We start from the raw sequence: 6,062 nt of genomic DNA, 5'->3' as shown, positions 1-6,062 counted from the left end.
CGCGGACGGAAATCGGTCGGCGTGACGCCGATGCGGCTTTCCGCACGCCGACCTGTCCGACGCGGTACGCGGTGAACCGGAGCGACCGGAAGGGGTAGCCGTCCGTCGAAGCGCGCGTCACCCCGGTCCGAGGGGATGCGAGGGTGAGGCCGGGGCGCGTCAGTGGCCGGGGTCGGCGAACGTCCAGTCCAAGCCGTACGGGGCGAGTCGGGCGGAGATCCGGTCCCGCAGGCCGGGTGCTCCGGTCACCGGGGGAAGGGTGACCGCGATGCGACCGTCCGCGAGGACGCAGCCGATCCGCTCGTGGCCGATGCCGGTGCCGAGGTCGGCCAGGGCGAGGGCCACGGCGCGCCGCGTGGCGTCGAGGCGCAGGGGGACCTTGGAGGGTTTGCCGACGTCGGTCAGCGGCAGTTCGGGCAGGACGACGACGTCCTTGGGGGTCGCGGCACGCTCCGGCACGTGCTGGGCGGCGAACGCGATCAGCTCGTCGGAACCGATGGCGCCGGTTCCCGGGGCGAGGGTGACGTAGGCGACGGGCACTTCCCCGGAGTGGGGGTCGGGGCGGCCGACGGCACTCGCGCCGGTGACGGCCGGGTGCCGGAGGAGCGCGTCCTCGATGACGGCGGGGTCGATGTTGTGGCCGCCACGGATGATCAGGTCCTTCGCGCGGCCGAGCAGGAACACGAACCCGTCGGGGTCCACCCGGGCGAGGTCGCCGGTGTCGAGCCAGCCGAGGCGGACGGTGCCGAGGGTGTCCAGGCGCGGGCCCCGGTCGTCGCGGCCGACGACGTAACCGGGGAAGACGGTGGGGCCGCTGACGACGAGAACCCCCGGCTCTCCGTGCGGCAGGTCGTGCCACCGGCCGTCACCGTCGATGCGGACGGTCTTGACCCGCACGTAGGGCAGGCGCTGGCCGGCCGCTTCCGGCCGGCTGTGTTCGCCCAGGAAGCTCCGGGTGGTCCCGCAGGTGGCCTCGGTCAGTCCGTATCCCTGGCACAGGGGCACGCCGGTGTGGCGCTCGAACGCCTCGCGCACGGTGCCGGGCAGGGGGGAGGCTCCGACGACGGCGAAGCGGAGGGAGCTGATGTCGGCGTCGACCGGTACCCGGGCGAGCGCCGCGTAGACGGTCGGCACCGCGGACAGGGTGGCGATGCGGAAGTGTTCGACGATCTTCCAGAAGTGCCGGAAGAGCGCCGGCTCGCGGTATCCGAGCGGCCCGGCCCACACGCTGTGCCGACCACGCAGCAGGGGCGCGAGCAGGGTGACGACCAAGGCGTTGACGTGGAACAGCGGAAGACCGGCGAACACGACGGAGTCGGGGGCCAGCATGCTGTTCGCCGCGATCATCCAGGCGTCGGTCACCTCGTTCGCGTGGGTGTGCGCGGCCAGCTTGGGGGCGCCCGTGGTACCCCCGGTGGGGAAGTAGGCGGCCAGGTCACCGGCCCGGGGAGGCACCACGCCGGGATGGAGCCCGGCCGGCCGGTCGGCGGCCGCGAGGTGCAGATAACCGACTTCGACCCCGTCGACCGGTTCGAGGTCGGGCGCGGCATCGGGCGCCCCGACGGGACGCAGCGCGAACAGGGCGGTGCAGCGGAGCGACGCGGCGACGGTCCGGGCCGACCGCCACGCGGCGGGGTCGAGTTCCGGTCCGGCCGCGACCAGGATCCGTGCCCCGCTCAGGCGCAGGAGCCGTTCGGCGTGCCCGGCGGTGAGAGCCGGGTTGACGGGTGCCGCGACACCGGTCAGCTGGGCGGCCAGGAGTGCGGCGGGCAGCAGAGCGGTGTGGGGCGTGAGAAGGCCCACCGCGGTGGTGCGGCGGACGCCGTACGCGTGGAAGAGGTTGGCGAGGCGGTGCACCTGGTCACGCAGCTGGGCGAAGGTGGTGACTTCGCCGTGCGACCGGCGTTCCGCGTCGGGCAGCGCGGTGAGAGCAGGCCGGTCCGGCCACAGGGCGGCGGCGCGGACCAGGACGTCGTAGGTGGTGCCGGGCAGTCCGCGGTCCCGGAGCGGGACGGACTCGATCGTCCTCAGGTCGTCCGGCTCGTCGTAGGCCGGCCAGAGCGGATCGGTGTCAGGGGTGTTCACGGGAAGCTGCCTCTCGGAGGGATCGGGGTGGGGAAGCGTGGGGCAGGTGCGCCGGGGGCGGGGGATCGGCGGACCGGGATGCCGGGCCGGTGGGCCCGGGCGTGGGGCTCGACGGGCGGGACGGGCCGAGGTGGACGTCCGGTGCCCGGGCCGCGGACGCGAAGTTCAGTGGGTGAGGCGGGTGAGGGCCGCGGCCACCATCGCCTGGACGCCCGGGACGATCACGGCAGGATCGGGGGCGAACAGCGGGCTGTGGTTGCCGGGGACGTTCCCGAACTTCTCCGTGAGGTCCGCCCCCGCTGCGTCGGCCCAGAGGCCGCCCGGGGTCGCCGGTACGTGCCAGAAGTCGTAAGGAACCCCGTCGGGCGCGAGCAGGGAGAAGTCCTCGCTGCCCATCGCCGGGCCGAAGTCGAGGACGCTGCCCGCGCCGAACAGCTCGGTGTGGACGGCGGCCACCTCCCGGTCGAGTGCCGCGTCGTTGACGGTGGCCGGGAACGCGTTGCCGACGGTGATCTCCGGTGGCCGCGCACAGCCTGCCGCCGAGCACTCGCCCGCCACGATGCGCCGGATGCCCGCGATCAACTTCTCCTGCACCCGCGGCGACTGGCTGCGCAGGGTGAGGCCGAGACGGGCCTCGGCGGGGATGATGTTGTTCTTGCTGCCCGCGTGTATCCGGCCGACCGTCAGGACGGCCGGCTCCTTGGCCGGGATCTCCCGGGCGACGACGGTCTGGAGCCGGGCGACGACGTAGGCGGCCGTCACGATCGGGTCGACGGTGGCCTCGGGGCGCGAGCCGTGGCCGCCGGTGCCGTGGATGACGATGTCGACCTCGACGGCGGCCGACATGGTCAGGCCGGGGGTGTGCGCGTAGAGGCCCGCGGGACCGGGTGCCACGTGCTGTCCGAAGACCGCGTCGGGGCGCGGGAAGCGGGTGTGCAGTCCGTCCGCGACCATGGCCCGCGCGCCTTCGCCGGTCTCCTCGCCGGGCTGGCCCACGATCACGAGCGTTCCCGACCAGGTGTCGCGCCCGGCGGCGAGCGACTCGGCGGCGCCCGCGAGCCAGGTGACGTGCAGATCGTGTCCGCAGGCGTGCATGACACCGTCGTGCTCGGAGGCGTACGCCAGGCCGGTCGCTTCCCGTACCGGCAGGGCGTCCATGTCACCGCGCAGCATGACGGTGGGGCCGTCGCCGTGGCGCAGGACGCCGACGACGCCCGTCCCTCCGATCCCCTCGGCCGTCTCGAAGCCCGAGGCGCGCAGCCGGGCGGCGAGGCTCCCGGCGGTGCGGTGCTCCCGCATGGACAGTTCGGGGTGGCGGTGCAGGTCGCGGTAGAACTCCTCCAGGCCGGCCGCCTCGAGGCCGGCGGTCAGGTCGCGGGTGAGGGGGGCTGCGGTCATGCGGCACTCTCCTGGTCGGCGCCGGCCGGGCTCGGCACGCTCGCGAGCAGCCGGCGTGTGTACGGGTGGGACGGGGCGCGGTAGACCTCGCGGCACGGGCCCTGCTCGACGAGTTCGCCGTGCCGCAGCACGGCCACCTCGTCGCTGACGTGTCGGACGACGGCCAGGTCGTGCGAGATGAACACCATGGTGAGGTCGAGGGTGCGCCTCAACTCCGAGAGGAGGTTCAGGACTTCGGCCTGGACCGAGCAGTCGAGCGCGGAGGTGATCTCGTCCGCGATGACGACTTCGGGTTCGACGGCGAGGGCGCGGGCGACGGCGATGCGCTGCCGCTGGCCGCCGGAGAACTCGTGCGGGTAGCGGTCCGCGGCGGAGGCGTCCAGCGCCACCGTCTCCAGCCAGCGCGTCACGGTGCCCGCGTGTCTCCTCGCGTCGGCGCGCACCGGGTCGACGGCCTCCGCGATCGCCCGGCCCACGGTCATCCGGGGATCGAGGGAGGCGTACGGGTCCTGCGGGACGAGCTGGATCCGGCGCCGCACGGCCGTCAGCGCCCGGCCCCGCAGGCCCGTGAGGTCCCGGCCGTCGAGCGTGATCCGGCCGCTGCGGGGCCGGTGGATGCCGACGACCGTTCTGGCGACGGTGGACTTCCCCGACCCGGACTCACCGACCAGACCGAGCGTCTGCCCGGCCCGGACGCCCACCGACACCCGGTCGAGGACGGTCCTGGCGCGCGAGCCGTGTCCGAAGGCCACGGTCACGTCGTCGACCGCGAGTTTGTACGTCATGCGGGGGTCACCTCCAGGGGCGTGGGGCACGGCGGTCACGCGTCGTCCCGCGCGGTCGCGGCCAGGGTGCCGGACGCGACGACATGGCAGGCCACGCCGTCGCGTGGCACCGGGAGTTCGTGGGTGCATCGCTGGTGGACGAGGGGGCAGCGGGCGGCGAACGCGCAGCCCGCCGGGCGCTCGGCCGCGGCCGGGGGCCGACCCGCGATGGTGGCGAGCGGCCGGCGTCGGCCTGCCTCGTCCAGGGCGTCGTCCTCGTGGTCGGCGAGGCGGGGGGCGGCTGCCAACAGCGCCTTGGTGTAGGGGTGTCGGGCCCGCCCGGCCCGCAGGTCGCGTGCCGAGAGCTCCTCCACCACCCGGCCGGCGTACATCACGACGATCCGGTGGCACAGGGTGCTCACGACGCCGATGTCGTGGGAGATGAACAGCATGCCGGTGCCACGGCGCCGGTTGGTCTCGCGCAGCAGGTCCAGCACTTCGGCCTGGACCGTCACGTCGAGTGCCGTGGTCGGCTCGTCGGCGACGATCAGCTTCGGGCCCGGCAGGACGGCGGAGGCGATCATCGCGCGCTGCCGCATTCCGCCGGACAGTTCATGCGGGTACTGCCGCGCCACGGCCTCCGGGTTCCGGATGCGCACCTTTTCCAGCGCCTCGATCGCCCTGGCACGTGCCTCTGCCCTGCTCACCCCCTGATGGGTGCGGAGCACCTCGGTGAGCTGGCCGCCCACGCGCAGGGCCGGATTGAAGGACGCCGACGGGTCCTGGAAGACGATGCCGACCTCGGTGGCCAGGCGCGCCGCGTCGACGTGGCGCGCGTCCAGGTCCAGGTCGCCCAGCGTGAGACGGGCGGCGTGGGAGGTGAGTCCGTCCGGCAGCAGCCGTGCCACCGTCATCGCGGTGAGGGACTTGCCGGAACCGGACTCGCCGACCAGGCCGACGATCTCGCCGGGCATGACGTGGAAGGAGACTCCGTCCACGAGCCTGGTCCCGTCGGGACCTTCGACGCTCAGTCCGTCCACGGTGAGCAGGGCGTTCTCCGGGGCGCGCCCGGACGGTGCGGGACGCTCGGCGGGCCGTGCGGCGGTCCTGGGCGCGGGGCCGCCGCGGGGGTCGGACCCGGCGGCGAGCCCGTCGCCCACGAAGGAGGCGAGGACGCCCGTCACCGTGATCGCGACGGCGGGGCCGATCGCCTCCGCCGGGTTGGTGTACAGCGCCTCGAGCCCGGTGCTCAGCAGCGCGCCCCAGTCGTACTCCGGCGACTGCACCCCGAGCCCCAGGAACGACAGCCCGGAGAGGGCGGTCAGGACCTGGGCGAACGCCACGGACAGCAGGACGAGGAGCGGGCCGGAGATGTTCGGCAGCAGGTGCCGCGCCAGCACCCGGTGGGGCGGCACGCCCATCAGCCGCGCCGTCGGCACGAAGTCCCGCTGGGCCACCGAGGCGGCCATGTTGGCGGTGAGCCGGGCGAAGGCCGGGCAGCCGCCGAGGCCGATCGAGACGACGGCCGCCGTCGGGCCGGCGCCGAGCACGGCCGAGACGACCAGTGCCAGGATCAGCGCGGGGTAGGACACCATCACGTCGATGAGACGGAGCCCGAACTCGCGCACCCGGGGCCCCGACACCCACACCGCTGTACCGAGCAGGATGCCGGCGGCGCCCGCGATCGTGGTGGCGGCCAGGGTCATCAGCAGGGTGAGCCGGGTGGCGACGAGGGTGCGGGCGAGGACGTCGCGGCCGAGGGCGTCGGTGCCGAGCCAGTGCTCGGCGCTGACGCCCTCACGGGCGGCACCGGAC

At 74.4% G+C, this 6,062-nt stretch carries 4 protein-coding genes; all 4 read right to left on the bottom strand.

Features of this window, described 5'->3' with window-relative positions; genetic code table 11:
- Positions 1-159 precede the first annotated feature (159 nt).
- Positions 160-2,085, bottom strand: a complete 1,926-nt coding sequence (locus RIF68_RS24070; RefSeq protein WP_309053383.1) for an acyl-CoA synthetase — start codon at positions 2,083-2,085, stop codon at positions 160-162.
- Positions 2,086-2,250: 165 nt separating this feature from the next.
- The gene (locus RIF68_RS24065; RefSeq protein ID WP_309053382.1) at positions 2,251-3,483 is read right to left on the bottom strand and encodes an amidohydrolase; all 1,233 of its coding nucleotides are present in this window, start codon (positions 3,481-3,483) and stop codon (positions 2,251-2,253) included.
- Positions 3,480-4,268, bottom strand: a complete 789-nt coding sequence (locus tag RIF68_RS24060; protein ID WP_309053381.1) for an ABC transporter ATP-binding protein — start codon at positions 4,266-4,268, stop codon at positions 3,480-3,482. The genes RIF68_RS24065 and RIF68_RS24060 overlap by 4 nt, the downstream gene beginning before the upstream one ends.
- A gap of 35 nt (positions 4,269-4,303) precedes the next feature.
- Positions 4,304-6,062 (bottom strand): dipeptide/oligopeptide/nickel ABC transporter permease/ATP-binding protein (locus tag RIF68_RS24055; RefSeq protein WP_309053380.1); only part of this gene is annotated, 1,759 nt, incomplete at its 5' end.

This window comes from Streptomyces sp. (assembly GCF_031178505.1).
In the GTDB taxonomy this organism is placed as follows: domain Bacteria; phylum Actinomycetota; class Actinomycetes; order Streptomycetales; family Streptomycetaceae; genus Streptomyces; species Streptomyces gulbargensis.
The sequence above is the reverse complement of the archived record's forward strand: the minus strand, read 5'-3'. Positions and strand labels throughout refer to the sequence as shown.